General features: G+C 42.7%; 29 protein-coding genes. 3 read left to right on the top strand and 26 right to left on the bottom strand.

Annotated features, from left to right (window positions below; genetic code table 11):
- Window positions 1-61: 61 nt before the first annotated feature.
- The 13 genes from AC0NJP_RS12470 to AC0NJP_RS12530 all read right to left on the bottom strand — a co-directional run bounded on the left by AC0NJP_RS12470 (window position 62) and on the right by AC0NJP_RS12530 (window position 10,366).
- The gene (locus AC0NJP_RS12470; RefSeq protein WP_474699997.1) at window positions 62-301 is read right to left on the bottom strand and encodes an anti-sigma-F factor Fin; all 240 of its coding nucleotides are present in this window, start codon (window positions 299-301) and stop codon (window positions 62-64) included.
- A gap of 1 nt (window position 302) precedes the next feature.
- Complete coding sequence (locus tag AC0NJP_RS12475; RefSeq protein ID WP_474699998.1) at window positions 303-716, bottom strand: hypothetical protein; 414 nt, start codon at window positions 714-716, stop codon at window positions 303-305.
- 12 nt (window positions 717-728) lie between these two features.
- A complete protein-coding gene (locus AC0NJP_RS12480; RefSeq protein ID WP_474699999.1) occupies window positions 729-1,355 on the bottom strand; it encodes a peptidoglycan DD-metalloendopeptidase family protein in 627 nt (208 codons plus the stop codon).
- Between the two features lie 210 nt (window positions 1,356-1,565).
- Entirely contained in the window at window positions 1,566-2,528 is a 963-nt protein-coding gene (glpX, locus tag AC0NJP_RS12485; RefSeq protein WP_474039345.1) for a class II fructose-bisphosphatase, read from the bottom strand.
- A 52-nt stretch (window positions 2,529-2,580) separates the two neighbouring features.
- A complete protein-coding gene (gene fsa, locus AC0NJP_RS12490; RefSeq protein ID WP_474039346.1) occupies window positions 2,581-3,225 on the bottom strand; it encodes a fructose-6-phosphate aldolase in 645 nt (214 codons plus the stop codon).
- Window positions 3,226-3,241: 16 nt separating this feature from the next.
- On the bottom strand, window positions 3,242-3,883 hold the full coding sequence (locus tag AC0NJP_RS12495) for a hypothetical protein (RefSeq protein ID WP_474039347.1): 642 nt from the start codon (window positions 3,881-3,883) through the stop codon (window positions 3,242-3,244).
- An 84-nt stretch (window positions 3,884-3,967) separates the two neighbouring features.
- The gene (locus AC0NJP_RS12500) at window positions 3,968-4,363 is read right to left on the bottom strand and encodes a response regulator (RefSeq protein WP_474039348.1); all 396 of its coding nucleotides are present in this window, start codon (window positions 4,361-4,363) and stop codon (window positions 3,968-3,970) included.
- 103 nt (window positions 4,364-4,466) lie between these two features.
- On the bottom strand, window positions 4,467-5,051 hold the full coding sequence (locus AC0NJP_RS12505) for a YIP1 family protein (protein ID WP_474700000.1): 585 nt from the start codon (window positions 5,049-5,051) through the stop codon (window positions 4,467-4,469).
- Between the two features lie 4 nt (window positions 5,052-5,055).
- Window positions 5,056-5,997 (bottom strand): signal peptide peptidase SppA, encoded by a 942-nt coding sequence (sppA, locus tag AC0NJP_RS12510; protein ID WP_474700001.1) that lies wholly within the window; start codon window positions 5,995-5,997, stop codon window positions 5,056-5,058.
- A 71-nt stretch (window positions 5,998-6,068) separates the two neighbouring features.
- Window positions 6,069-7,682, bottom strand: a complete 1,614-nt coding sequence (locus AC0NJP_RS12515; protein ID WP_474039351.1) for a CTP synthase — start codon at window positions 7,680-7,682, stop codon at window positions 6,069-6,071.
- A gap of 91 nt (window positions 7,683-7,773) precedes the next feature.
- Window positions 7,774-8,127: a DNA-directed RNA polymerase subunit delta gene (rpoE, locus tag AC0NJP_RS12520; protein WP_474700086.1), complete on the bottom strand. Its 354-nt coding sequence runs from the start codon at window positions 8,125-8,127 to the stop codon at window positions 7,774-7,776.
- A gap of 32 nt (window positions 8,128-8,159) precedes the next feature.
- Complete coding sequence (gene argS, locus AC0NJP_RS12525) at window positions 8,160-9,824, bottom strand: arginine--tRNA ligase (protein ID WP_474700002.1); 1,665 nt, start codon at window positions 9,822-9,824, stop codon at window positions 8,160-8,162.
- Window positions 9,821-10,366, bottom strand: a complete 546-nt coding sequence (locus AC0NJP_RS12530) for a YwiB family protein (RefSeq protein ID WP_474700003.1) — start codon at window positions 10,364-10,366, stop codon at window positions 9,821-9,823. Before AC0NJP_RS12530 ends, argS begins: the two co-directional genes overlap by 4 nt.
- 227 nt (window positions 10,367-10,593) lie before the next feature.
- Between AC0NJP_RS12530 and AC0NJP_RS12535 the strand changes: the two genes are divergently transcribed.
- Window positions 10,594-10,854 carry a hypothetical protein gene (locus AC0NJP_RS12535; RefSeq protein WP_474039354.1) on the top strand — a complete coding sequence of 87 codons (261 nt, stop codon included), beginning with the start codon at window positions 10,594-10,596 and terminating at the stop codon, window positions 10,852-10,854.
- 47 nt (window positions 10,855-10,901) lie between these two features.
- On the opposite strand, the gene AC0NJP_RS12540 is transcribed toward AC0NJP_RS12535, so the two are convergent.
- The 7 genes from AC0NJP_RS12540 to AC0NJP_RS12570 form a co-directional block, all read right to left on the bottom strand.
- Window positions 10,902-12,653 carry a methyl-accepting chemotaxis protein gene (locus AC0NJP_RS12540; protein ID WP_474700004.1) on the bottom strand — a complete coding sequence of 584 codons (1,752 nt, stop codon included), beginning with the start codon at window positions 12,651-12,653 and terminating at the stop codon, window positions 10,902-10,904.
- Between the two features lie 246 nt (window positions 12,654-12,899).
- Entirely contained in the window at window positions 12,900-14,291 is a 1,392-nt protein-coding gene (locus AC0NJP_RS12545; RefSeq protein ID WP_474039356.1) for a PhoH family protein, read from the bottom strand.
- A gap of 264 nt (window positions 14,292-14,555) precedes the next feature.
- Window positions 14,556-15,029, bottom strand: a complete 474-nt coding sequence (locus tag AC0NJP_RS12550) for a NanQ anomerase/TabA/YiaL family protein (protein WP_474039357.1) — start codon at window positions 15,027-15,029, stop codon at window positions 14,556-14,558.
- A gap of 41 nt (window positions 15,030-15,070) precedes the next feature.
- Complete coding sequence (locus AC0NJP_RS12555) at window positions 15,071-16,018, bottom strand: sugar kinase (RefSeq protein WP_474700005.1); 948 nt, start codon at window positions 16,016-16,018, stop codon at window positions 15,071-15,073.
- A gap of 18 nt (window positions 16,019-16,036) precedes the next feature.
- Window positions 16,037-16,825, bottom strand: a complete 789-nt coding sequence (locus AC0NJP_RS12560) for an IclR family transcriptional regulator (RefSeq protein WP_474700006.1) — start codon at window positions 16,823-16,825, stop codon at window positions 16,037-16,039.
- A gap of 138 nt (window positions 16,826-16,963) precedes the next feature.
- Complete coding sequence (locus AC0NJP_RS12565; RefSeq protein ID WP_474700007.1) at window positions 16,964-17,839, bottom strand: hypothetical protein; 876 nt, start codon at window positions 17,837-17,839, stop codon at window positions 16,964-16,966.
- Between the two features lie 12 nt (window positions 17,840-17,851).
- Window positions 17,852-18,223 carry a response regulator gene (locus AC0NJP_RS12570; protein ID WP_474700087.1) on the bottom strand — a complete coding sequence of 124 codons (372 nt, stop codon included), beginning with the start codon at window positions 18,221-18,223 and terminating at the stop codon, window positions 17,852-17,854.
- 222 nt (window positions 18,224-18,445) lie between these two features.
- Between AC0NJP_RS12570 and xth the strand changes: the two genes are divergently transcribed.
- Window positions 18,446-19,228, top strand: a complete 783-nt coding sequence (gene xth / locus AC0NJP_RS12575; protein ID WP_474700008.1) for an exodeoxyribonuclease III — start codon at window positions 18,446-18,448, stop codon at window positions 19,226-19,228.
- Window positions 19,229-19,308: 80 nt separating this feature from the next.
- A complete protein-coding gene (locus AC0NJP_RS12580) occupies window positions 19,309-19,764 on the top strand; it encodes a DUF441 domain-containing protein (protein ID WP_474700009.1) in 456 nt (151 codons plus the stop codon).
- Window positions 19,765-19,882: 118 nt separating this feature from the next.
- Here AC0NJP_RS12580 and AC0NJP_RS12585 read toward each other — a convergent pair whose 3' ends face one another.
- The 6 genes from AC0NJP_RS12585 to AC0NJP_RS12610 form a co-directional block, all read right to left on the bottom strand.
- Window positions 19,883-21,046, bottom strand: coding sequence for a GNAT family N-acetyltransferase (locus tag AC0NJP_RS12585; protein WP_474700010.1), 1,164 nt, complete (start codon window positions 21,044-21,046; stop codon window positions 19,883-19,885).
- Between the two features lie 18 nt (window positions 21,047-21,064).
- Window positions 21,065-21,979, bottom strand: coding sequence for a DUF2156 domain-containing protein (locus tag AC0NJP_RS12590; protein WP_474700011.1), 915 nt, complete (start codon window positions 21,977-21,979; stop codon window positions 21,065-21,067).
- An 84-nt stretch (window positions 21,980-22,063) separates the two neighbouring features.
- The gene (locus AC0NJP_RS12595; RefSeq protein ID WP_474039365.1) at window positions 22,064-23,005 is read right to left on the bottom strand and encodes an AEC family transporter; all 942 of its coding nucleotides are present in this window, start codon (window positions 23,003-23,005) and stop codon (window positions 22,064-22,066) included.
- A 104-nt stretch (window positions 23,006-23,109) separates the two neighbouring features.
- Window positions 23,110-24,489, bottom strand: coding sequence for a sodium-dependent transporter (locus tag AC0NJP_RS12600; protein ID WP_474039366.1), 1,380 nt, complete (start codon window positions 24,487-24,489; stop codon window positions 23,110-23,112).
- A 132-nt stretch (window positions 24,490-24,621) separates the two neighbouring features.
- Window positions 24,622-26,028 (bottom strand): S-layer homology domain-containing protein, encoded by a 1,407-nt coding sequence (locus AC0NJP_RS12605; RefSeq protein ID WP_474039367.1) that lies wholly within the window; start codon window positions 26,026-26,028, stop codon window positions 24,622-24,624.
- A gap of 47 nt (window positions 26,029-26,075) precedes the next feature.
- On the bottom strand, window positions 26,076-26,825 hold the full coding sequence (locus tag AC0NJP_RS12610; protein ID WP_474700012.1) for an alpha/beta fold hydrolase: 750 nt from the start codon (window positions 26,823-26,825) through the stop codon (window positions 26,076-26,078).
- Window positions 26,826-26,836 lie beyond the last annotated feature (11 nt).

Raw genomic sequence — 26,836 nt, forward strand, 5'->3', positions numbered from 1 at the left:
TTTTGCGGCAGGCCCAAAAAGGGCTTTAGCAATGCTAAAGCCCTTTTTGGCGCTCTTTTTATTATTGTATGAAATGATTCGTAAAAGCAGACAAAAAAAGCCCCGCTTGTTCTTGCTCTTTGTAGCAAAGATCACAAATTGTCTGTACAGTCACAGAATTTTTCTCAGAATCAAATTCAATTATATCCCGCCGCTCTTTTTCAGTCAAGCAATCAAACCCTAATTTTGTTTCATCAAGGCTTTCCACGAAAAAACTAGTAATCCACCGCTGACAATGAGAGCAGTAATAGCTTACCTCCATGCTAGGACCTCCTTGAATGTCGCTTAGTAAAATAAAGAAAAACCCATAAGTTATAGCCCACATGGCTAATCGTACCAGCTAAGATTCCCAGTTCGATTTGATTCGTCTGACTAAAGATGAGATTTGTAATCCAACCAAAAGCGCTATGTCCCAATAAACTGAGCAGCGCGCTTTGCTTGCCGCCCTTGGCCTGGAAAAGTTCACACAAACCTTCTACGCTACCAAAGGTCATATGAACAACGAAAAGTGAGACACCAAAGTACCAGGCAGCGCTACTTTTTAGGACCTCCTCGGCCACAGGCCCGACTGTAATCAGATGCCAATTTCCCAATCTTTTTACCATGGCTGTATTGCCAAAATAACTCATTACAGCAGTTAGAAAACCTAATACAAGTGGCTCGCCGTAATCAAACATTTCCATTCACCCTTACAGCGCCGGCAAAAGTGGCAGTGGGTCTAGCGGCTCACCAGCGCACCGTATTTCAAAATGAAGATGCGGTCCTGTTGAATTCCCCGTAGACCCTACAGCGCCAATTACTTGACCGCTGTGAATAAACTCTCCAGGCTGAACATACACTGCTGATAGATGACCATAAAGGCTCTGAAAATTTTGACTGTGTTCAAGCATTACAGCATAGCCATAACCGCCGTTCCAGCCAGCTAAAGTAACCTTACCATCTTTGGCTGCCTGTACAAGCGTCCCTGATTCACTCGCTATATCAATTCCTTCATGAATTCTTCCCCATCGTAGGCCAAAAGGCGAAGAAATCTCGCCAATAATAGGCCACAAAAACCGACCGTTTCGGCCACGGGAAACGCTTTCGTTCCGCCATTTACGGCCTTGTGGAATAATTAAAAGCTCGCCGGAACGCAATTGAATCGTTCGTTTATTGTTGCGACTGCAAAGAGCCTCTAAGGATACGCCATAGTGCTCGGAAATGGACCAGAGAGTTTCCCCATTTTGCACTTCATGGAGCAGATCATTTTCATCTGAAATATCTCGGTCTTGTTGTTTTTCTTCGGCATTTTTCACATCAGCAACATAATCATTCAAAACGGGGGCTTCTCTGTTCTCCCAAAACAAGCTCGGCCCTTGCCAAAAAAGGCTGAGCAGAAAACAGAGCAAAAGCAGGAAACCTTTCATTCACTCGCCCTTTCTATTTGCAAAAATAAAAGCTACTCTTAGTTTGCACCAAACATGTTCTTTTATACAAAAAAACAGAGAATGCCGTAGCATTCTCTGTTTATAAACTCACTAAATTGATTATCGTTTCAGAGCAATATTTTTGTCATCGAGTTTATGAATCGCATCAACAAAGCGAACGGTACCGCGTTTATAACGCATCACAATCGAATGAGTTCTTACGCCGCCGCCAAAATAATGAACACCACGAAGCAAATCGCCTTCCGTTATTGCCGTACCAGCAAACATAACATCTTCGCCATGAACTAAATCATCAATTGTCATCACTTTATTCAAATCACTAATGCCCATTTTGTGAGCTCTGGCAATTTCTTCGTCATTTTCAGGCACAAGCCGCGCCTGCATATCGCCGCCTAAGCATTTTAAAGCAGCTGCTGCAACAACGCCTTCTGGCGCGCCACCAATGCCGAGAAGCATATGAACACCAGTTCCTTCAATGGCTGCATTAATTGCTGGCGATACATCGCCATCGGAAATTAGTTTAATGCGAGCGCCAGCATCACGTACATCTTTAATGATTTTCGCATGACGTTCACGATCTAAAGTAACAACTGTTAAATCCTCAATCTTACGGTCTAAGGATTCAGCAACAACCCGTAAATTTTCAGCAACAGGTGCATCTAAATGAATTTTGCCTGCCGCCTTTGGACCAACGCAGATTTTCTGCATGTACATATCAGGTGCATGCAGTAAACCGCCTTTCGGGGCAATAGCCAAAACAGCGATAGCACCAGGAAGTCCTTTCGCTACCAGATTTGTTCCTTCTAGCGGATCTACAGCTATATCGACTTCAATTCCACCAGCACCAACTTGTTCCCCAATGTACAGCATTGGAGCTTCGTCCATTTCGCCTTCACCAATTACGACGCGACCGCTGATCGACACACTATCAAAAGCGCGACGCATTGCATCAACAGCAGCTTGGTCAGCTCCGATCTTGTCTCCCCGTCCCATTAAACGTGCGGAAGCAATCGCTGCTGCTTCAGTTACCCGAACAAATTCTAAGGCTAATTCACGATCCATGTTTGCATCTCCCTGTCATTTCTTCAAGCGCCATTTGCTGGCGCTAAACTCATTACATATTCGCTTGTTTCCAGTCCTCTAAGAAACGAGCAATACCCGCGTCCGTTAAAGGATGGTTCAATAGAGACAACAGTACTTTATAAGGAACTGTCGCAATATGCGAACCAGCCAACGCCGCCTGTGTGACATGCAAAGGATGCCGCACACTTGCAGCAATTACTTCTGTGTCAATATCATGTAAAGCAAATATATTCGTAATCGTCTGCACTAATTCTACGCCATCTTGGCTAATATCGTCAAGGCGACCTAAAAAAGGGCTCACATAAGTTGCCCCAGCTCGAGCGGCCAAAAGTGCCTGATTCGCCGAAAAAACCAGCGTTACATTCGTTTTGATTCCTTCCGCCGTCAGTGCAGCAACGGTTTTCAAACCTTCCGCTGTCATGGGAACCTTAACTACGACATTCGCCGCAAGTTTCGCCAAGACTCTCGCTTCAGGTAGCATTTCTTCATAAGTTGTTCCAATTACTTCAGCACTAATTGGACCAGGAACAATCGCTGCAATTTCTTTAATGACCTCATGTATATTTCTTTTTTCCTTGGCAATCAGCGAAGGATTTGTCGTCACACCAGCAACAACACCGAGTTTAACCGCTTCCTTAATTTCATTCAGATTGGCCGTATCTAAGAAAAACTTCATATTCAACCTCCTGCCTTCAATGTTTGCGCCGGGAACGGCGCAATGGCACAATTTCGATCGAGTCGCGGGCCTTAAGCAACAGAACATCCTCTTCGGTTAATGCCGGGATAATCTGACGCCCGCCGCATTGACCGCATAGCAGCTCGACATGATCAGGTAAAATATCTGCTTCAATGGCCGTGCCGCCGCAACGGCAATAAACACCGCCCCGCTCCGCAATATCATGAACCAAATTAATGATTTCTAACATGACCTGCGAATTGGCTACAGCCTCTTCATGATCGGCATACGAATTTTCTGGAAAAATATTATCAAGCTCCCGTTTATGGGCGGCAAGCATTTCTTCAATCGCTTGGCGGCTTCCAACAAAGCCAAGCTCTAAATTTTCTTCCACGCAATAAACCTTACTTACCTGTTCCTGCCAAAACTGCCGATTTTCCATCACGATAAGATGGTCTGTTTCACAAACCACACAAGGGATTTGTAATAGAGATTGACGCACACCAACACTGATTACACTTCCCTGACAGTGTCCACAGCTGCAATAAAGCGATTTCGGCAGATTTTTGCCTACAGCAAACCGTGACAAATCATGGGTGATTAAACTCCCGCATTTTTGACAATATAAGGCCAGTGTAGTTTGAGTGCCAATTACCATTATCTCTCCCTCCTTATCTATTCTTTTCGCCACCCAAGATAAAAGTCCTGCAAAGAAAATGCTCCGGCTAGCCGGAGCATTTTCCTACCCAATTTTCGCTTGTGAACCTTCTTCTTGCGCTAACTGCTGAATCCGTTCGCAAAGTGCAATAATATCAAAAGGCTTAGTAATATAATCGTAGGCACCAATTTCTCTAGCCTGATTGACAAGGTCAAGCTCGCCATAGGCAGTCATCATAATTACCTTATCGCCTAGGCCCGCTTTTTTTAATTCCCGCAATGTTTCAATCCCATCCATACCCGGCATTTTCATATCCATGAGAATAAGCTGCGGCTGACATTCTTTCGCTTTTTGCAATCCTTCGTAACCGTTAGAGGCAGCTACCACAAGGTGACCTTCCTCTGTTAACACCTCTACCAGAAGCCGCCGAATTCCAGGCTGATCATCGATCACCAGTACTGTGTAGGACAAACTCTCCACCTGCTTTCTTATTTTGCGCCTTAGCTGCATAGTGTTCTTGTTGCTGTTATCTATTACGGTTATTCGCACGAAAAAGAAAAAGTCCTGCTTTAATTACCAAAAATTACAAATATCCGCCAATAAATTGGCTAAACCAAAACACAAGAAAAGTGCTCCCCAATAAAACTAGCAAAAGTCCAGCTAGCATTGGCGAAAGAAGCAACAAAATCGCCTTGGCCCTAGTCAATTGATAGACCGATATCAGCGCACAGTAAAGCAGATAAACGGTCCAACTCGCAATTCCTATGGCAACTGCCATATTCCAGAGAGTCAAAAGTGTTCCGCTAAGCAAATAGCTTAACACCGAACAAGGCAAAAGAACTAGGCGAGGTAAATGCGCCATACCTAAAGCGGCAAATAAGGCAGTAACTTTGCCTTTACCACCGCTTAATTCCGCTATCAAATGATACAAACCTGTGCCAATAATCCAAATAAGAAACGTAAATAGCGTTTCATGAAACAAGAAGAAAGAAAAAAAGTACCCTTCTGGCGACTCTGTCAGCATTTTAGCGAAAAGCAACGAGGGGGCTGTTGCTGCAAGAATCACAATCAATAGCGCCAAAGCGATCGGCGCCCCAAATTGGAAGGAACGAAAGGCTTCACGGGGCTGAAAAATCACATCATATAAAATTTCCCAGGTTGATTGCATCCTCTCACCTGCCCTCTGATAACGGCAAAGCTAATGGCCCCTGCAGCAATGTCGCCTGTCCATCAGCTAACTGCTTCATAATGAGCTTTTCAAAAGACAGTTTGCTATCAGCGCCAACTAAAACCGCCAAAGGATTCTTTTTGCCATATTCCACAATTTCCGGCTTTCCTTTGAATCCAGCAAGTGCTGCCGCGCCATCAATTGCATCATAGAAATTGCCATATTCATCAACGAGTCCCAAATCCTTAGCCTGATGCCCCGTATAAACACGGCCGTCAGCCAAAGAACGGACTTTTTCCAGATCCATATGGCGGCCCTCAGCAACAACGGCCACAAACTGCTCATATAAATCATCAACCATAACCTGGATTAACTCCCGTTCCTTGGCTGTCATGGTCCGTTCCGGCGATAAAATATCTTTATAAACACCGCTTTTTATTTTTTCTTGATGTAAGCCGATCTTTTTATAAAGCTCTTCTAAATTTGTATAGGGAATATATACGCCAATACTGCCTGTAAGCGTAGCTGGATTGGCATAAATTTTATCCGATACAGCAGCTAGCCAATACCCGCCCGAAGCGGCCATATCTCCCATAGAAGCAACAACAAGCTTACCGGAAGCGCGCAATTTTTTGATTTCTTCGCCCACTTCCTGCGCTGCTGGCGCACTGCCGCCAGGACTATTAATTCTAAGTACAACAGCTTTTACGCTTTTATCATCTCGTGCTTCATGAAGCTGTTTGATGACCTCGTCCGTTCCCCCTTGATCACTGAACATACCCATTTGCGAACGGCCGCCATTAATCACTCCTTCTACGTAAATAACAGCGATTTTTGCTTTTTCCTCTTTCGCTTGTTTTTTTAGACTGGGAATCACCATAAGAGCAAGCGCTGATAAAGTAAAAACAGCGATCAAAACATAGACAACTGATTTTTTATACATCATGGACTCCCTCACTTTGGTTAACTGCTTTTGGCAAAAGAAACTGTTGGCACGCCAACAGTTTCTTCATTACATTATTTCTTATATTGTAAGCTTGCCGTAACAAAATCGCGGAATAACGGATGCGGCGTTGTCGGACGAGATTTAAATTCAGGATGGAACTGCGTTGCTACAAACCAAGGATGAACTTCTTGTTTCAGTTCCACAATTTCGACAAGGCGGCCATTCGGCAGAGTTCCGCCAATAACCAAACCGCAATCTGTCAAAGTCTGTCTATAAGCATTATTAAATTCAAAACGATGACGATGACGTTCATAAATAATTTCATCTTGATACGCCTTGTGAGTCAAGGTGTTTTCCATGACCTTACAAGGATATACGCCGAGTCGCATTGTACCGCCTTTATCGACAACTTCCATTTGATCAGGCATAAGGTCAATAACTGGATGCGCCGTGTCAGCATCAAATTCGGTACTATGAGCGCCAGTCAAGTGGCATACATTACGGGCAAATTCAATAACAGCCGTCTGCATGCCAAGGCAAAGACCGAAGAATGGGATTTTATTTTCCCGAGCATAACGAATTGCTTTGATTTTTCCTTCGATACCGCGATCGCCAAAACCACCAGGAACGAGAATACCACTCACACCAGCAAATACTTCTTCTAAGTCAGTTGCAGGCGCTTCAATTTCTTCTGCATCAACCCATTTAATTGAGATCTTGGCATCATTAGCAATACCAGCATGATATAACGATTCAGTCACACTCATATAAGCGTCATGAAGCGCCACATATTTACCAACAACAGCAATTTCAACCTGTTCTTTCGAACCATGAATTTTATTGACCATCTGATACCATTCCGTCATATCTGGCTCAGCCGCTGAAAGGTTCAGTTTTTCCATAACAATACGATCTAAACCTTCTTCAGCTAACATTTGCGGGACATCGTAAATGGATGAAGCTGTTTTATTTTGAATAACCGCATCAGAATCAATATCACAGAACAGAGCCAATTTATCGCGCATATCTGGCGAAATTTCATGTTCTGTCCGACAAACAATAATATCCGGATGAATCCCGATGCTGCGAAGCTCTTTAACACTATGCTGCGTCGGTTTGGTTTTTAGTTCGCCAGCGGCTTGAATGTAAGGAACTAGCGTTACATGAAGATAAAGAACGCCGTTACGGCCAACTTCTTTCTTTACTTGACGAATTGCTTCTAGAAAAGGCAGACTTTCAATATCACCAACAGTGCCGCCGATTTCGGTAATAACTACATCAGCCTGTTCTTCTTTCCCCAGACGATAGATTCTTTCTTTTATCTCATTCGTAATATGAGGGATAACCTGAACAGTGCTGCCCAAATAATCGCCCTTGCGTTCTTTATTAATGACAGACCAGTAAATTTTCCCTGCTGTTACATTCGAACTCTTACTCAGATTGATATCAATAAACCGTTCGTAATGACCTAAATCAAGGTCCGTTTCGCCGCCATCTTCCGTAACGAATACTTCACCATGTTGATAAGGACTCATCGTTCCCGGATCAATATTAATATAAGGATCAAATTTTTGAATTGTTACACTCAGACCTCGGCTTTTCAGGAGCCGACCAAGAGATGCAGCCGTAATCCCTTTACCTAAGGATGAGACAACCCCCCCGGTTACAAATATATACTTTGCCATAAAATTTCCTCCTAAATATTTGACCACTCAGCCAATATGTTCATAATTGTATCGCCAGCAAAAGCAGCTGTCAAGGCAGTTTCAAGGTTTACTACGCTTCTTCTCTATCGCGCAGCAAAAGATCATCGTCACTGTCGCTTACTTCCTCATCTACTTCTTCATCATACTCTTCATCATACTCTTCAAGCTCTTCTAAGTCACTTTCATCCTGTTTTGCCAACCGAGGCCCCCATTGATTTAAGCCCCAGCGACCATTGCCTAAATAGACGAAACGACTGTCCATATTAATCTGGGTATGAATTTCAGCCATAGCCTGCCCCATTGAAACCGAGCGCTTCGGCTTAATTTCCAAAACCTTAGCAATTAAGTCTTTAAAATACATTCCTTCGCCCGTTTCCCGCAGAATCTGGCAGGCAATATCAATTTCCGCAATATCTTTGTTCATTTGTTGCACGTTTCTTTTCCTCCCGAAACAAATTACATTTTATCAGGTGCTGTAATTCCTAAGATTTTCAAAGCATGAGTCAGCACTTGCAGAACCGCTGTAACAAGAGCCAGTCGCGCTTGCTGCACTGGCGCCTCTACACCAATAATACGGCACTGGTTATAAAAAGAATGGAATAAAGCAGCAAGTTCATGGGTATAGCGAGCAATCCGATGAGGTGCTCGTTCGGCTGCAGCCCAGGAAATTTCCTCGGGATATTCGCCAATTTTCTTAATCAAATCAATTTCTTGCTCCTGCTGAAGAACTGTCAAATCTACTTTAGCCAAGTCCGGCAAAGAGATTCCCGCTTCAGCAACTTGATGGAAAATACTCTTAATTCTAGCATGGGCATACTGAATATAGAACACAGGATTTTCATTAGACCGTTCTTTGGCCAAATTCAAATCAAAATCAAGTTGACTATCAATGGATCGCATAATAAAGAAAAAGCGAGCTGCATCTGTGCCAACTTCCTCAATCAATTCCGTTAAGGTTACGCTTTGCCCAGTCCGTTTAGACATCTTGACAAGCTCGCCATCACGGAACAAATTAACCATCTGAACAATCAATACTTCCAAGTTCTCGGCATTATGCCCCAGAGCCGCTACAGCAGCTTTTACACGGCAAATATAGCCATGATGGTCAGCGCCCCAAATATTGATGACCTTATCAAAGCCCCGTAAAAATTTGTTATGATGGTAGGCAATATCGGCAGCCAAGTAAGTAGGCACTTTATTGTCACGAATAACAACCCGGTCTTTATCATCGCCATAAGCCGTTGACTTGAGCCATAAAGCTCCATCTTGTTCGTAAAGCATACTTTGTTCTTTTAAAACTTCACAGGCTGCTTCAATGGCTTTTTCGTTATGCAAAGTACGCTCACTGAACCATACGTCAAAAGCCACATTAAACGCAGCTAGATCCTCTTTTAAATGATTCAGTTTTTCCGTTAAAGCCAATTCTTTAAAAATTGCCAACCGTTCTTCCAGGGGAACACTAAGATAGCGGTCGCCTTCGGCAGCAATAATCTGCTTGGCTGTTGCAATAATATCTTCACCATGGTAACCATTTTCAGGAAACTCAGCGTTTTTTCCTAAAAGCTCTAAATAACGAGCATTAACGGAAGCCGCTAAATTATCAATTTGATTACCAGCATCATTAATATAATATTCAGCCTGTGCATTATAACCAGCAGCGCGTAATAGATTGACTAAAGCACTGCCTACTGCAGCGCCACGGCCATGACCGACATGAAGCGGTCCTGTCGGATTCGCACTAACAAATTCCACCTGCACTTTTTGGCCTTGTCCTTTTGTTGTGTTGCCGTAATTTTCTCCAGCAGCTAAAGCTTCTGCCAACAAATCGTACAGCCAATTCTTTTTTAAGTAAAAATTAATAAATCCCGGTCCAGCAATTTCCGTTTTTTCCAAAAAAGAGCCTTTCATACGCTCCGTCAAAGCTACAGCAACTTGACGCGGATTCATACGCGCTGTTCTCGCTAACTGCATAGCAAAATTCGTAGCAAAATCGCCAAATTCCTTTTGGGGTGGTACTTCTAAAATAATATCTGGGAATGTTTCTGCTGTAAAAACCTTATCAGCTACAGCCTGTTTAGCAGCTTCATAAATAAGGTTTGTTAATGACTCCTTAATATTCACGATTTTTCCTCCTGTATAACAATGGCTAATCGATTTTCACTTTGCCATTGGCCTTCCATTGTCAAGTCATAATGAATTTTGATCTCGCCGCAACCTCGTTCTAGATTTATCGACAAAGATCGAGTCTCAATTGACAATGCAAAAGCTCCGTAAGGAGTCTGATACAAACTTTCTCTGATTTTCCCTTCTTGAAATATCAGTTTTTGTTCGACCTGCCCCATGCGGAGAATAATAACCTCAGCTGGATCGACTTTTAGTACCGTATGACCGGCTTTTAAACCGCTGAGTCCGCTTTCTTCATACCGAAAAAAGTCCTTATTGTTTTTTTGATAATGAGTTCCTACGCTGACAAATTCAATTTTATTTTCTTCGCCAGAATGATCTTTTTGGGTTCCGATCACGGAAATAATTACTTTGCCCATAGCATCTCCTTCATAACTGAATCTATTATAGCCTAAAGCGTATTGATTTTCCATAGCCAAAACAGATTCACAGGCAAAAAAAACCGTAGCGCCGCCCTTTGCGTAAAATCCACAAAGCAACGGCGCCTGCCCGGAAGATATAAAAACTATATCTTCCTGCTTTTAGTCTATGCCTCAGTTGCTAAATTATACAACAAAATGATTTTATTTTCCTCTAACTATATTTTTTGTAAACTTCAGCCATGAGCTAGCAAAGTCTGACAAAATAAAATTTTGCCACGTATCGCAAAAATTCTTCGACACATAATAATAACGGTTCCAAAATAAGTTCTGCAGGAGGTAACTATATGACAAACAAAACCAGTCAATCGAAAAACACCAGTACTATGCAAAGCAAAAACGAGTATGGTACAATGACTGCCAAGCAAGACGCCAACAATGATTATTCCTCCTCTTCCGCCGCATCATCAACAAGCAGCATGGCATCAGGCGCTGGAACAAATACCACATCTTCACAGCAAACATCAACTACGAAAAACAAACAAAGCAAAGACACCTACGGAACTTTAACCGCCAAGTATGACAGCAATAACGATTACGGTGAGTAAGAAAAAAGCTGCCCTTTTAAAGGGCAGCTTTTTTTCTATAAAATATTTTATTTCACTTTAAACTGTTCAATCGAACCTTCTAACTCATTGGCCATCGCGCTTGTTTCTTCCGACGCAGAAGCAACGGTTTCCATCGCAGCCGACTGCTGCTGCGCTGCCGCCATAACTTCTAAACAATGAGATGCCACTACTTCAATGACAGATGCCAAAGCATCGATCACGCGAACAATTTTTTCCGAATTTGCTACTTCTTCTGAAGTAATTTGGAAAATTTCCTGCGTATTTTCCTTGGCATGTTCAAACGCTTCTAAGATTTGATCAAGGGCTTGTCCCGCTTCATTCACTGTTAAAACCCCTGTAGCGATCTCTACTGAATTTTGCTGCATCGTAGACACAGCCATCTGGGTTTTTTCCGTGACCTTCTTCACAAGTGCCGTAATTTCCTGAGCCCCGTCGTTGGATTGTTCCGCCAATTTTCGTACTTCCTCAGCTACAACAGCAAAGCCTTTACCAGCCTCGCCAGCTCTAGCAGCTTCAATGGCCGCATTTAGTGCCAGTAAGTTGGTTTGATTTGCTATAGATGTAATCATATCAACAATGGCGCCAATCTGTTGTGAGTACTGATCTAAATCGGCAATAACTTGACTCGTGTGCTCCGATTGATTTTTGATATTTTCCATGTTATGAACAGATTCATTTACTTTATTGCGGCCTTTTTCCGCTACAGCCATTGTAGAAACGGCTGATTCCATGGAAGTCTGCGATTTAGACTTAGCAATTTGAATCAAACTTGATAATTGCACTAGCGACTGCGATGCTTCCAACATTGATTTATTGCCGGAATCTGCTTCCTTAGCGAGATTTTCCATGTTGCGAGAAATTTCCTCACTGCTCGCAGTAACTTCCTCCGTCGAAGCAGCCGTTTCTTCCGAAGCCGCTGCAAGTTGTTCCGATGAGATTCGAATATTGCTAATCATTTCCACAAAATTTTTATGCATTAACCGCAACGAATCGGCCAAATCGCCAAATTCGTCATTTGATTGCCAGTGAACTTCATCACGCAAATCCCCATCGGCATAAGCATTGGCTATCCCAACAATTTCAATCACCGGCTTTTTAATAACCCGTGTAAGAACAATCGCGGCAAAAACAGCAAAAAGCAGTGAAATAAGACTCAAAATAACGGAGACATAAATCACGCGATTTGCATTTGTCATACTTTCTTGCACCAAAGAATCAGCATGAGCTTTATTGGCATCAGAGAAAAAATTAACCGATTCGTCAACTTCTTTCGCTAGCGCCCGTGCCTGCTGCGCTACATTATCCATTTTTTGTTTTGCTGCTAAAGCTTCACTCAAATTTCCTGCCGAAAGATTCGTTTGATACTGCCGCGCCAGCGGCATATATTGACTTACAATAATTTTCTTATAGGTTGTAGTTTTATCAATTACAGCTTGCACTTCCTGCCGTTTATCCGCACGAGCCATAGCCAGCAGCTTTTGCTCCAAGGCAATCGTCTTATCCATTTCAGGCTCAACCTTTTGATAAGAGCTTTCATCACCATAAGCCACATAACTGCGAATTGCTAAAACAGCTTCTTTATACTGACTGACAATATCATCAGACACCATAACCCGCTCGTTTGCCCCATTCACTGCCGCTAGCAATTCTTTCGAGTTCGTCAGCGAATAAAATGAAGTCCCCGCCATAATTACGATTAAAATAAGAATAAAAGCCATTACTCCGGCAATTTTTTTACCGATTGTCATTTTCCCCATATTGGCCATGCCGCCAACCACCCTCCTATCAATCTAAAAAATTCACTACAATTACTATACAAAGCGGTCATTTCCTTGCGTTAAGCTCCCCAAAAAAGCCTCTGTAAAACCTCTATGTATCGCGATAAAGCAAATCTATTGTCAAATATTATTCGCCACTTACTGGTAAAACCCTCTTATCATGTAAAAAATTAGCGTCAAAGGGCGAATTGGGGAAATAAAAAAAAGCCAGCATCAAAACACTGGCTTTTCCTGCAATCAATCCCATTATAAACGCAAAGACGCTTCCGCCGCTAAAGGCGAACGTTCACATTCATCATGACTCAGGGTTACCTGATAGCAAAGCGCTGAGCCGCGCATTTTTTCACTAGCGTAGACAAGTCCATTTGATCGACTGTCTAGATACGGATGATCGATCTGAGCCGGGTCACCAATTAATATGATTTTGGTACCAAGCCCCGGTCGAGTGATTACGCCTTTCGCCTGCCGCGGCGTCGAATTTTGCATTTCATCAAGCAGCATCCAATACCGTTGCAGCGAACGGCCGCGTTGATAAGCCAACGCTTCCGTCTGAATAATCCGTTTATCAAAGAGCATCTGAACCGTATCTTCGGCGGCAGCTAAATCTTTCGTATCTTGGATCATTTCGGCATTCCCATTCATTAAAGTAAACAGATTATCACGAATACCTCGCATAAACACGCCGATCTTATCGCTTTCTGACCCAGGAAGAAAACCAATCTCCTCATCCATGGGAATATTAGGGCGACAAATCAGCAGATGATTATATTCGCGGGGACAGCAGTCCATTGTTTTATATAAGCCGACAGCTAAAGAATAAAAAGTTTTTGCTGTGCCAGCCGGCCCCTTAATAATTACCAAAGGAGCTTGATCGGCGCTCATCATGAGACATTCTTGCATGAAAATTTGCCCAACGCTGCGCGGCGCAATCCCAAAAGGATTATGATTCTTATAACGAAGATGCACAATCTTCTTGCCGTCAAAACGACCTAAAGCTGTGTGCTTTTCCTTCTCGGTTGAGCGAATCACCAAGAATTGATTTACCGTAAGTTCCTGTGCTACAAGACGTTGTGCGCCTTCATCATACGTAAAAACATCTTCTGGCCTAATAAAATGCTCTTCGCCAGCATGGAAATAGTCGAGTAGCTCAGATGATGTATATACAGTAGCGCGGCCTGTATACTGTTCTTCCATAACAGCAACTTTTTCATTACGAAAATCTTCCGCTGTGATTGTAAGCACCGCCGCTTTTACTCGCATATTCGTATCTTTGGAAACTAAAATAACCTCTTTTTGCTCGTCAGCAAGACCTTTACATACTTGCAAAATTCGATTGTCAGGCTTTCCTTTTTCCCAATAGGGGCCGACAGATGTGGAAAGATGATTCGTCTCTATCTGCAATATACCGCCTTCTTCGTTAATTGCGACACCTGTTAAAAGGTTGCCCCTCATACGCAATTCATCAATCAATCGACTCACTTGGCGACTGTTTGCCCCACGATCAGACGCTTCTTTCTTAAAGCGATCCAGTTCTTCAAAAACAACTTCGGGAATAATGACGCAATGTTCGTTGAATGCAAAGATAGCGTTAGGAGAATGCAGCAACACATTTGTATCGAGAACGTAATATTTTCTCAACTTTTTTCCTCCTTTTTGTCTTCCCACACCGTCATGATTCTGCTAAAGACAAGCAAAGCAGCCCTCAAATAACTAGCATCACCTACTATAATGTATTCAAGAAAGCCAAGTAAATGTCATCACTTATCTTCTTATTGCTCTACTGACAAAACTCCTTTGCCGACAAAAAGACTTAAGAAAAAATTAACATAAGTAAAAGAGACTGCCTTCATCAGAAGACAGTCTCACCGTAATAATTCCTCTTTTATCGCTCCAAAGCAACAGTTATTTCACTAAGTCCACCGGAATCTTAACAACGACCTTTGTCACAACATCAGCGTGATCGCCAACACGTACTCCAGGCCGATGAACATCTTCGGGAAAGTAAATAGCGAACATGCCAGCTGTAAGTGTTGTCATAACTTCTGTTTCGACAGTACTGTAAAAACAGAGATCCTTATCCTGCAGCAAATCTTCAGTCACGACGGCGGCTGGCGTAAGTAATGCCCAACCGATCTGTTCCTGACCAGCTACAATATATTGGATATCAATATACTTCACATGATTTTCGGGACGACTCTCAGCAAAGGACTTTGCTTGATACTTTTGCAGCAAAGCAAAAATGCCCTTTTCTAGTTCATAGCGTCCTTCCTGTAAGCTAGAAAAGTCCGTATCTTTGAGATACTTTAAAGCATAATGAAAAACTTCGCCATAGCGCTTCACTTCTTCTACTGTCTGATCCACTCTGCCAATAATCATATCTGCCACCATCCTCTATATAATAAAAAGCACTGCGCTTCTCAGCGTTCAATAATCGTCGTATTGCAAAGAAAGGCCTGTACTTCGCGATCTGTGGGATATCCTTCAATATCGCCTGTAGCCGTCACGGCCATAGCGCCAACAGCATTGCCAAGGCGACCAGCCTCGTAATCTGATAAATTACGTAACTTACCAGCTAAAAATCCGGCGGCAAAGCCATCACCAGCACCGATCGGATCCACCAGTGTAACTGGACAGCCAGGTACCTTTAAAGACTCTTCTTTCGTAAAAATAGTACAACCAGTTTCTCCTTCTTTAAGAATTACCTTTTTTACGCCTTTTGCCAAAAGATCAGCAACTACATCGCCTAGTTTTTGTCCAGGATAAAGCTGCTCTAATTCCTTCTCGCCTGGGAAGAAATAATCAGATAGCTCCGCTAGCTTCGTCAGCACCGGCCGCGCTTCTTCTAAAGACCATAATTTCAGACGAATGTTTGGATCAAAAGATATCTGTACGCCATGTTTTTTGGCAATCGCCACAGCAGCGAAAACCGTTTCCCGGCAACTGTCGCTAAGCGCTGGAGTAATTCCCGTTATATGGAGAAATTTAGCCGCCTTTATATAATCTTCATCAAGGTCTGCCGGTGTCAAACGGCTGGCTGCCGATAACTTGCGATAATAATATACGCGCGATTCTGCACCTTCGCGACGTTCTTTAAAAAAGACGGCCGTAGGCGCCTGTCCGTCAAACACAACTTGCTCTGTATCAACACCTTCCCCGCGAAGAAAGTTACGAATAAACAGACCAAATTCATCATCACCGAGACGACTAATCCAGCCTGCCGTATGACCAAGTCGACTGGCGGCAATACATAAATTAGACTCTGCCCCGCCTAAAGTTTTCGTAAAATTTGTTACATACCGCAAGGAACCGGTTTGCTGCGGATTCAGCAGCATCATAGTTTCACCAATTGTTACAATATCAGCCATAATAGGGCCTCCTTCATTTTAAAGTTCATAAAGTTTCTGCCGCAAAAAACCAAGTTGACGCGATATTGCTAACGCACTTTCTACCATCAAGGTTCCTTGTATTTTGATCGCCGCCTCATCCATGGAACTGGCGGGATTCGCTACACTAATTGCCGCAACTGCCCTATCTCTGCGGTCAAAAATCGGCGCAGCCACACAAAAAATATCCGTCTCATTTTCACGTTCATCTAAGGCATAGCCGCGTTGTTTGATGAGAGAAAGCTCAGCAAATAAACGCTGCGGCTCCGTAATGCTAAAAGCGGTTTTACAGGCAAGACCCTTTTCACGCAACAAAGCTTCTACTTTTTCCTGCGGCCAAGCAGCTAACAAGGCTTTACCAAGTCCCGTACAACTCATCGGATTGCGCGACCCTAGCAACGCGCCCGTAAAAATAGCAGAATGCGGCTCCACTTTATCAAGATAAACGATTTCCCCATGATTTTCTGTCGCCAAAAAAGCTGTTCGCCCCGTAGCAGCCACTAAATATTCTAAGCGAGCTCTTGCCGCACGATGCAAATCAGCCTTCGAAAGAAAAGCGGCTCCCACTTCAAATACTTTAAGTCCCAGAGTAAAAGCTGCGCCATTTTGCTCATCTAATTCTAAAAAACCTTTTTCCACCAGCGTATAGACTAAATCAAACGCACTGCTTTTCGGAATCTGAAGTTCACGCGCAATCTCAGCTAAAGTTAAAGAGCGGCTGCTCTTCGCTAAAAGGACGAGAATATCTACAACGCGGGCGGCAGATTTATTCGATCGAACACTTGCCATAACCACACTCCATTCACATATATGAATGTCGTTCACATATCTGTCTACAAACAGTATAAAACGCCGTTAAGAAAAGCGTCAAGATTTTTTTGAATAATCACGCGAAATAGTCAAAATTAAAACAGCCCTTAGGCTGTTTTAATTGACAAAAATACAAATTAGACCAAAAGATACCCGTACTGGAATGACTTGCCCTTTAATTGATGGAAATGCTTTTTTCGCCATTACTTCCTGGGGTTCTAAGTCATAGCTAATTCCTTGATTTGAAGAATTTACACTAAAAATTCCATTTGTTAAATTTAAAAACTCACCGGCGCAATCTTTGGCAAAGGCATCTACAGTACTACTGATTTCCTCACCGCTAAATCGTTTTGCCAAAGCTAACAACGTGCTGTCATCCATTCCTAAGCCGGTCAGCAAAGAATCTTTACTGACCATATTCTGCGTAACAAGCCAAGGAAAGGAGGCGCCCACAACCGGATTATTCTTTAACAAGACCGGCGTCTCATTCAAAAAGCGTACAATATTCCGCAAAGTGAGCGCTGCATAATTGTAATATTCGTCAGCTTTTTCTTCGCGTCGAAAATCAAGGCTAAAACGTACGATGGCATCAATATCCGCCTTAGCCAAAGCCTGAATATGTTCATCGGAAAGTTGATTTTCCGCTTTATAATTTGATAAGGCTTCATCTACTTCACTGAGAGACAAAAATCCTTTATCGACAATAACCTGACTCAAATTCAAATACTTTTGTTCCTGCGATTTTAGAAGTTGTTCTAACTGTTGTTCCGTTAAATAACCTTTATCAATGGCCAACTCACCAAACCGACGGTCACGTTTTTTCTGCAACGCATTGATCTCTTCTACCTGCGTCACTGTCATATAACCTGCATTCATAGCTAAAATACCGAGTTTTACACGAACAGACTGTTCTAAGTCCAGCGCTTCTTCCACCTGTTCTGCTCGAAGAATTCCTTTATTCAATAAATATTGTCCAAAATATTGACTAAACATATTCTCTCTCCTTTAGCCTCGTACGCTTGCAATGGCTTTTGAAATTTGCTCTTGCTCAAAGGGTTTTTGAATAAAGTCAACAGCGCCTAATTTCAAAGCAGTAATCAGCTTTTCCGACGTACCTGTCGATGACACCATTACAACCTGAGCCTTACCATCAAAAGAACGAATTTGTTTTAAAGCCTCGAGCCCATCACATTCAGGCATGACAATATCCATTAAGACTAATTTAGGCTTCTCAGACTGATATTTTGCGATTGCCTCCTGTCCATTGGCTGCTTCAACTACCTCGCAGTTAAACTCATTCTCTAATAATGTTTTTAGCTGCCGACGTACAAGCATCGAATCATCACAGATCAACACTTTTATTTTAGCCACTTCCATCATTCGTCTCCCTTTCCCTTTGCGTTTATCCAATACGAAATAGGTGATACTACCTGCGATTGCCTACGCTACATATATTATCTTTACTTGAAACAAATTCCTGCAATATAAATGTTTTTTTTACATTTTATTGAGTAATTCTGCCTGTCTTACGAAAAAAAGGACTTTTTTCATAAAACTGCGAAGTGTAGTAAAAACTTGCTGCATAGGAGGCTGCCATCAATGAGTCAAATACAAATTGCTACGTTTAATATAAATTCGCTCCGTGTTCGATTGCAAGATCTTTGCAATTGGCTACTGAAAGAAAACATCGATATTATCGGCTTACAAGAAACGAAAGTACAAGATCCAGACTTCCCCTGGGAACCACTCCAGCAAATTGGCTATCACGCTACCTTTCGCGGGGAAAAAGGAAAAAACGGCGTCGCTATTCTCAGCAAAGAAAAGCCGATCAGCGTCACCTTTGGCCTTGACGAATGGGGCGCTGACGGCGAGGCTCGCCTGATTGCAGCTAAATTTTCCGCCTTTACGATTATAAATACCTATGTTCCTCAAGGACGTGAAGTTGACACAGATTATTTCAACTATAAATTAGAATGGCTGCGCCATATGGGCGATTATTTCAGACGACACCATGAGCCTAATGAACCGCTCCTCTGGCTCGGCGATTTTAATGTAGCGCCAGATCCCCTTGATGTTTATGATCCGAAGCGTCTTGCTGGTCGTGTCGGCTTCCATCCGGCTGAACAAGAAGCGCTAGCTAGTGTCCGCGAATGGGGCTTTACGGATATTTTTCGCAAGCATTGCCCGACAGGCGGCTTATATACTTTTTGGGATTATCGGATTAAAGATGCGCTGCCGCGCGGCCTTGGCTGGCGAATTGATCATATTTATGCTACTGCGCCTTTGGTCGCAGCTTCCCAAAAAGCCTTCGTAGCCACAGAACTGCGTCAAACAGAACGACCATCAGACCACGCCCCGCTTGTTGCTACCTTTCATTTATAAACGAAACAGACAGCAGTTCCCTTTTCCCTACGCGCGGAATAGAGTAACAGCAAAACTTGCCTTTACGGAGTGATTTTTCGATGAACTTTGATAACTTACCTTTGCTGGCCATTCTTGTTCTTTCAGTCATTGGCCATAACAATTCAGTAGCCATTGCTGCTGCATCCTTATTATTTTTAAAGTTACTCGGCCTTGATCAGTACTTTCCCTTTATCGAAAGCCATGGTCTTTCTTGGGGCATCATTATCCTCACAATGGCCATTCTTGTTCCCATTGCCAATCAGAGCATTACCGCTAAAGACATGGTAACAGCTTTTCGCTCACCTGTAGCTTTTATCGCACTAGGCGTCGGCTTGTTTATGGCCTGGATTGCCGGACGAGGCGTTCCCTTTATGTCGTCTGCACCGGAAGTCATTACGCCGCTATTAATTGGCACCATTATCGGTGTCTGCTTTTTTCAAGGTTTGGCTATTGGTCCGCTGATTGCCAGCGGCGTTGTTTGGGGAATTATTTCGCTAAGCCGCTTCTTTCACTAATTTAAACTGCAATCAGTAAAATGAATAAGAAGAGTGTTGCTAACCGCCAAATCGGTAGCTACACTCTTCTTTTCTTATCTCTAGGCCCTATGAAAAGAGCTGAATTGTTCGTGAAGTTTTAATAATATTCGTTAATATAATTCGTACAAGCAGGAAAGAATTGATCCAGAAGTGCCAAAGCCGCCAGCGGCGCTGTGATTTTACCCATTTTGTGTAGTTGGCTAGCAGAAACTCGACCAAAAAGCAATTGCGCTAAGGTACCGCTCGTAAAATGGCATTCAGCCTCGCCAATCATCTCATCTGTCAGCTTTACCACTTGCCCGCACCCTTCTTGAACCGTAAGCGCAAAGGTACCGTGATTCCACGGCGCCAAGGGATCATTTACGGCAAACACAATTCGCCCTGCTGCAGCTAGCGGATAAGAAACCTCCGACAGAGCTTTTACCACATCAACAATACGAGCTGTCATAAAAGGATAGAGTGATACGCCCACTTTAGGGTCTGGTAATGAAAATAACGTTCCATCATCAAGCGGCGCCAGCCAATAGAGACGACTTACTTGAGAGCGATGATTATAACAAAAACGCAACAGCGCCTGTTTAGCCGTTTCGCTCCGATAAGCCATTTCCTTTACCACAACTTTATCTTCTTTCAACATATAAAAAATATAGCCTGCCGCCTCATCGGCTTCAAACAGCAGATAGGCATGGCCCTGATCAGTCTGATGTTCTTCGTAAAGCTGTCGCCAGCTTGCCGCTTGGCGCACAGGATAGCCATGCAGATCTTTCGTATAAGATTCATATACTGGCTGCAAGAAATGAATATTTTCTTCTGTTACGGCCTTAAACACACCGTCGCCAGGCGCCGCAAAACGCAAATCAGCCAAATCAACATCATACAGCAATGAATGATAACAAAACTCAAAATCATAAGGATAATAAAAAATGCCTTTAAAGGGCATTAACAAAACTACCCACTGACCACGCCGCCTCATTTCGACCAAAGATTCGGCTAGAAGCCCCCCAATCGACTTTTGACTGCGAGCCTCCGGCGCTGTGGCCACACCGACAATGTATGATGTAGCAAAAAATTGGCCTCTTAAGAAAATTTTATAAGGATTTAGATGGAGACAGCACAAGAGATGCCCATCCTTAACACCAGCCAAAACATTTTCTGGCTTATAATATTTCCCGAAATACCATTCAAAAAAAGGGTGTCCTTCTGGCTCAAAACAGTAAGACCATAATTTTTTGATGGCCGTTTCTTCTCGCGGTTCAATCAATCGATACTCCACCTAAAGTCACCCCTCGGCAGTAATCATCACATCATATTTTTCTACCATTTTCACGGGATGATAAGACTCTTTCGCTTGGCGCAAGCCTTCCATTCCCATGTCTTCTTCCCGATTAATATAAGTCATATTTTCCCATGCGTTACGACAAAACTCTTGGTTAATGGCTTGATAAAGACCGCGAATATTGGGATTGCCTTTTTCTACATGGATGACCGCCGTATCACTATTAAGAGGTTCACCAATCGAAAAAGCCTCCATTTTCCCATCAATCAAGATGACACCGCCAGTCAATTTCATCGCGGCAAAATGATCCAGCATATCAATGACGGCATCCTTTTCCAGATCAATTTCACTATCTTCATCAAGACCTCTGAGTTCATACCATTCCAAAGCCGTTTTCTTACAACTCGGCAAAAGATCTGGCGTCAACGGCAAATACTGGTATTGACTGTAAGTGCGTTTAAAGTAATTTAAATGATTTTTCTTGCTGCTGTATTTGCGGCCTTTGAGCCATTTTAGATCTTCGGCTAGGTAGACATAGTCGAAGTTTTTTCGGTCTGCTTCAAACGTAAAAAGGTTAGGACGCGCTGCCTCAAGCGCTGCCTTATCGTCTAAAGTCGCTCCTTTTAATAAAAAAGGCTGACCTAACTCCTTAAAATAATCAATTACCACAGTAAGCGCGGCGGCAATCGATCCGCCTGTAGCTTTCGGAATGGGCGGTAACATGTAAGTATGGTCGTGATGAGTGGCTCTAACACACAAGCAGCCTTCTACTTCGGCCCACTCAATATTATAAGGTTTCCGCCACATGTAAAAATTAGTGAAAGTATACACCGAACTTTCATAGCGATTCGCTTGAAAGTAACTGTCAATAAGCTCTTTATCTTCTAAAACAATTGGTCGAAATAAAATAAAAACCACACCCTCAAATTTTTTCTGTCTAACCCTTATAGTACTGCAAACAAAAACTATTGGCAAATATTTTCTTATTGATAAAGACTTTATTTATAAAAGCACCCAAAATAAAATAGGTACAAACAAAAATAAGTAAAAACCAGTTGTTAATACAAAAGAGGCTGTAGCGATATGAATATTTAAACGATATAGCCTAGCTGTAAGCACAGCATTAATGGCTGTAGGCGTGCTGGAAATAACAAGAAGCGTATACAGTGCGACTTTTTCTTCAACAAAAGGATAGGCCATGACAAACAAAATCAATGGAGTAGCAATAAACTTTACCCATAGTAAATCAGCAGTTTGCCGCCAATGCGAACGAATTTGGCCGAAATCCATAGCATAGCCTACAGGAATTAACGCTGTCCAAGCGCCAACATGGACAAGTGCTTGAAATATCCATTCAAAAAACGCAGGTCGTTCAAAACCACTAATACTAAGACCGAGTCCCACAAAAACACTAAGGGTTGGTAATTGATTTCGATTCCAAAGAATCTTTTTCCATGAGATTCTATGACTTTTATCACCCTTACTTAAATCGTAATAGTGCTGAGCCATGGGAAAACAAAACAGGAACAAAATCAAATTTCCAAAAAGTAAAATAAGTACCGTATAAGCATACCCCGGTTCGCCATATAAAATAAAAGCGACTAAGCCGCCTAAAGTGAGAGTATTAGACAAAGTAGCCGCAAGCATATAACTGCCTTGATCAAGCGGATCAGGATACTTTTTCTTACTGCCGCGGTAGGCGATCATGGCTGGTACAAAACTCATAATCACACCAAGAATAGGCAAATATAGCATATGCATTGAAATTTTCATTTGCCAAAAAGAAAGGATCGTCAAAAAAGGATACACCACGAGCAAATTCACTACGATAACCTTATCAAAAAAAGCTTGGCGTCCAGCCGAAAATCGTCGCAATAAATAACCAACACAGAGCGGTAAAATAACATCTACGACAAAATAAAGGAGCTTTATCAGTAACAGCAACCACTCAACCTCCTTTGTCAAAGTAGAAAAAGGCCCAGCCCAAAATCTGGGCAGGCCAATTTTTTCTTTCGTCATTTTATTTTACCACTGAAACTACCGTAGCGTCAAACCTTAAGAATCCCAATAGAATTTAAGAAAACTACAATAAGCAGAATCGGCGTAACATAACGAATCACAAAGTAGAAAGCGGAAAAAATTCCGTCAATCGACAAAGTGCCATCATTCGAAAGCTCGCGTTTCAAATCTTCTTTTTTGAGCACATAGCCAATAAAAATTGAAATTAATAGCCCACCCACAGGCAGAAGAATATTTGAGGAAATATAGTCGAATAAGTCAAAGAACCCTTTACCAAAAATGGTCACTCCGCCTAACAAGCTATCCTTATCAACTGATAAAGATGCTAGAATTCCAATTAGAGCGATAATGACGCCATTCATAATAACCGCTGTTGAACGTCCCATTTTCCGCTCTTCTACGCAATAGGCTGTCGGCACTTCCACGAGGGAAAGCATGGCCGTTGTTGCTGCAATGGATGTCAAAAAGAAAAAAGCTACAAGCAAAATACTGCCAAAAGGCATTTGCGAAAAAACAAGCGGAATTGTCATAAAGAGCAGTCCCGGTCCAGCACCAGGCTCCATACCAAAAGAAAAGACCGTAGGAAAAATCGCAATGCCAGCAAGCATAGAAACAGCCGTATCAGACAGCGCTACTTTTCCGGCGGTAGCAAAAAGATGGTTGTCTTTCGTAAAATAGCTGCCATAAGTAACCATCGTGCCCATGCCAAGTGAAAGCTTAAAGAAAGCCAGTCCCATGGCAGTTAAAATTGCTGTCGACGTAAGTTTACTGAAATCCACTTGGAATAAGAAATTCAGGCCTTCCGAAGCTCCCGGTAAAGTGAGGGCCCTGATATCACAAATAATAATTAGGATAAACAGCAAAGGCATTAAAGTTTTCGTAATCTTTTCAATCCCTTTCTGTACTCCCATTACCAAAATCGCACAAACAACCAAGAGCACTATAAACTGCCAGATAATTGGCGATAGAGGACCGGCAATGGTGCTGCCAAATTCACTTTTGGCCGCCGCCATCGTAATTCCTGCAAAATCCCCTTTTAGAGCCTTAAATAGGTATAAGTACACCCAGCCAGCCACACAACTGTAAAAAAACATAATTAAATACGCTGCCGCCACACCCATGAGGCCTGATGTATGCCAGCCACTGCCTGGTTTTAAAGATTTATAAGCACCAACAGGATTTTTGCGCGTCTTACGACCTACGTAAAACTCACCAACCATAATCGGCAGGCCAATAAACAAAATACAAATAAAATAGACCAGTAAAAAAGCGCCCCCGCCGTATTCGCCTGTTAAATAAGGGAATTTCCATATATTTCCCAATCCAACTGCTGAGCCTAATGTTGCAAAAAAGACCGCCAGACCAGAAGAAAAGGTTTCCCTCTCGCCTGTTTTAAACGACTTCGCCACAAACTTTCCTCCTTTTCAGACTTTTTGTTCATATTATCATAGCCTGCAAAGAAACGTCAATCAAAACTAATCATTTTGTACACTTGTAAAGGACAAAAGCTTCCAGCGTCGCCGGAAGCTAAATGATTTTGTTTAGAAGAAAAAGTTAAATGTGGATTGAATGCTGTTATTGGTCCAATTTCCATTAATCGGTTTGATTCTGTCATAAGTAAGAGTCCACTGCACATTTTTCCATGGAACATAAACATAATCAAAGCGCCAAGCATTGATGCCATCAAAAGTATTTTGCCAAGATCCAGCACTATCTGTCGTGAGTGGTATCCAGCTAAAGGCGCCGCGATTCACATACCCGGCTACGCCGCTCGGCATATGCCGATAAGAAATCCCCCAGCCGCTGTCGCCCTGTTTAAAGGGATTTACCATATTCGTATATAGTGATGGATTATAATTGGTTGCCGCATACTTCGACTGAAGAGCGATAAAGTAACCACTCTGCTTACCTTTGAAACGTAAGGAAGCAATATCATCTGCTCTATTTTTCGCATATTCAAAGGACAAAGCTAACCCGCCTGGAATCACTTCTGCTGCGCCATTTACTACAAAAAGGTTCAAATCTTTAATCCCATTATTATAGTTTTGCCGTAAAACATAGGCGCCAATATCCATCGTCTTTGTCGGACGATAGGTCACCTCGCCAAAATTAATCATCTGCCCTGAAGCTACTAAATAACTACTGCGAGCTACGCCAGAGCGAACTGTGAGCTTGCCTTTTTGCCTCGTATAATAAAGCCCTTCCGTGTCGCCTGTATTGCCAAAAAATGCACCTTTACCAGGATACAATTGCATTTTTCCCATTTCTACGGTACCGCCAAACATATTCTTACCAGTCAACCAAAACCGATCAAAGCGGGCTGTTCCATTGTTACTTGTCGCTGTAGCTGTATCACTTGTTGAGTTGAAACTCCATTTTGCCTGAACAAATCGCGCATTCCAGTCCCATTGATCGCCGACTGGCACGTTCATATAAATACGAATCCGTTCCATAAATTGATCTTTATCTTTCACCTTGCCATTTGTTGCCCAAGCGCCTGTATTGTTATTCGAATCAAGCGAATTATGGGTATATTCCAAGCGATTATCAAAAAAGAAATTGACTTTCGCCTTTGCTTCGGCGCGCGCCGCCTGAGCCTCTACTTTGACTAGCCGCGCACCGATTTGTTTTAAATCATTATCATATTCCGCCGCCAATTTTTCTAGCATTGCTTTTTGCTGCGCATCAGCTTTCGCCATTTTTGTCATACCATTGGCAATCATAACTGCCATTTCATAGCGAGTTACGGTACGATCGCCATTAAACCGACCGGCATCACCTGATATGATCCCCTCTTTGGCAAGCTCCTGTACGGCATGATAGGACCAGTGTTGCATTGGAACGTCAGCAAACGTTTCTGGCGCCGCCCACACCGTACCAGAAAATACAGTTGAACAAGAAATTACTAGCGCCATTAGCATCCTTTTCTTGCTTTTTTGCTTATGCATTATTCTCATATCCTCCCCGTCTCTCCTTTACCCCAAACTCCTCACATTTATACTTTTGCCAAAAACCGCACCAATTGCGCCGTTAACAAATCGGGATCTTCCAGCGGCGGATTATGTCCAACCGCATCAAATAGAATAAATTCACCACTTGGAAAAGCCTTGGCTAGCGCTTGCCCCGCTTCATAAGGAATCACATTGTCAAGTTTCCCATGAATTATAAGAACAGGTTTCGCAAAAGCTGCCGCCATTTGGCTAAAATCAGCCCTTTCCAAAGCATGTGTATTGGGAATAAACGCAGCCTTAGCTTTCAGACACTCTCTTGTCATAAGTTCTTTAATTTCCGGACTTACGGGAACCGCTAAAGTGTGTAGCAGAGAAGCGATCAGCAGTTCTTCCTGTGAAACAACCGTCTCTAAGGCGGCATAATTCATCGTATCGAGTCCGTGCAAAGAAACAGAGTCAATCAGAATCAGACCCAGCAGCTTTTCGGGAAACAATTCAGCAAACTTCATAGCTACAGCACCGCCAAGGGAATGGCCGACCAAAATAAAGCTTGTTAATTCCATAGAATCTAAGGTTTTTTGTATATCTTTTGCGTGATCCGTTAGCGTCACAGCCTCACGTCCCGGTTGGCTCGCACCATAACCGTTTAAATCAACAGCAATCATTTGACAAGCAGATTCCAACCGCTTCATGACCATGTTCCACCACTGAGAAGAAGCTAAATTTCCATGAATAAAGACAACAGTTGTAGAGCCCTTTCCCTGCGTCAAATACGCAAGCTTACGCAATGTCATAAGGTTTCCCT

It is taken from the genome of Pelorhabdus sp. sgz311002 (genome assembly GCF_056134285.1).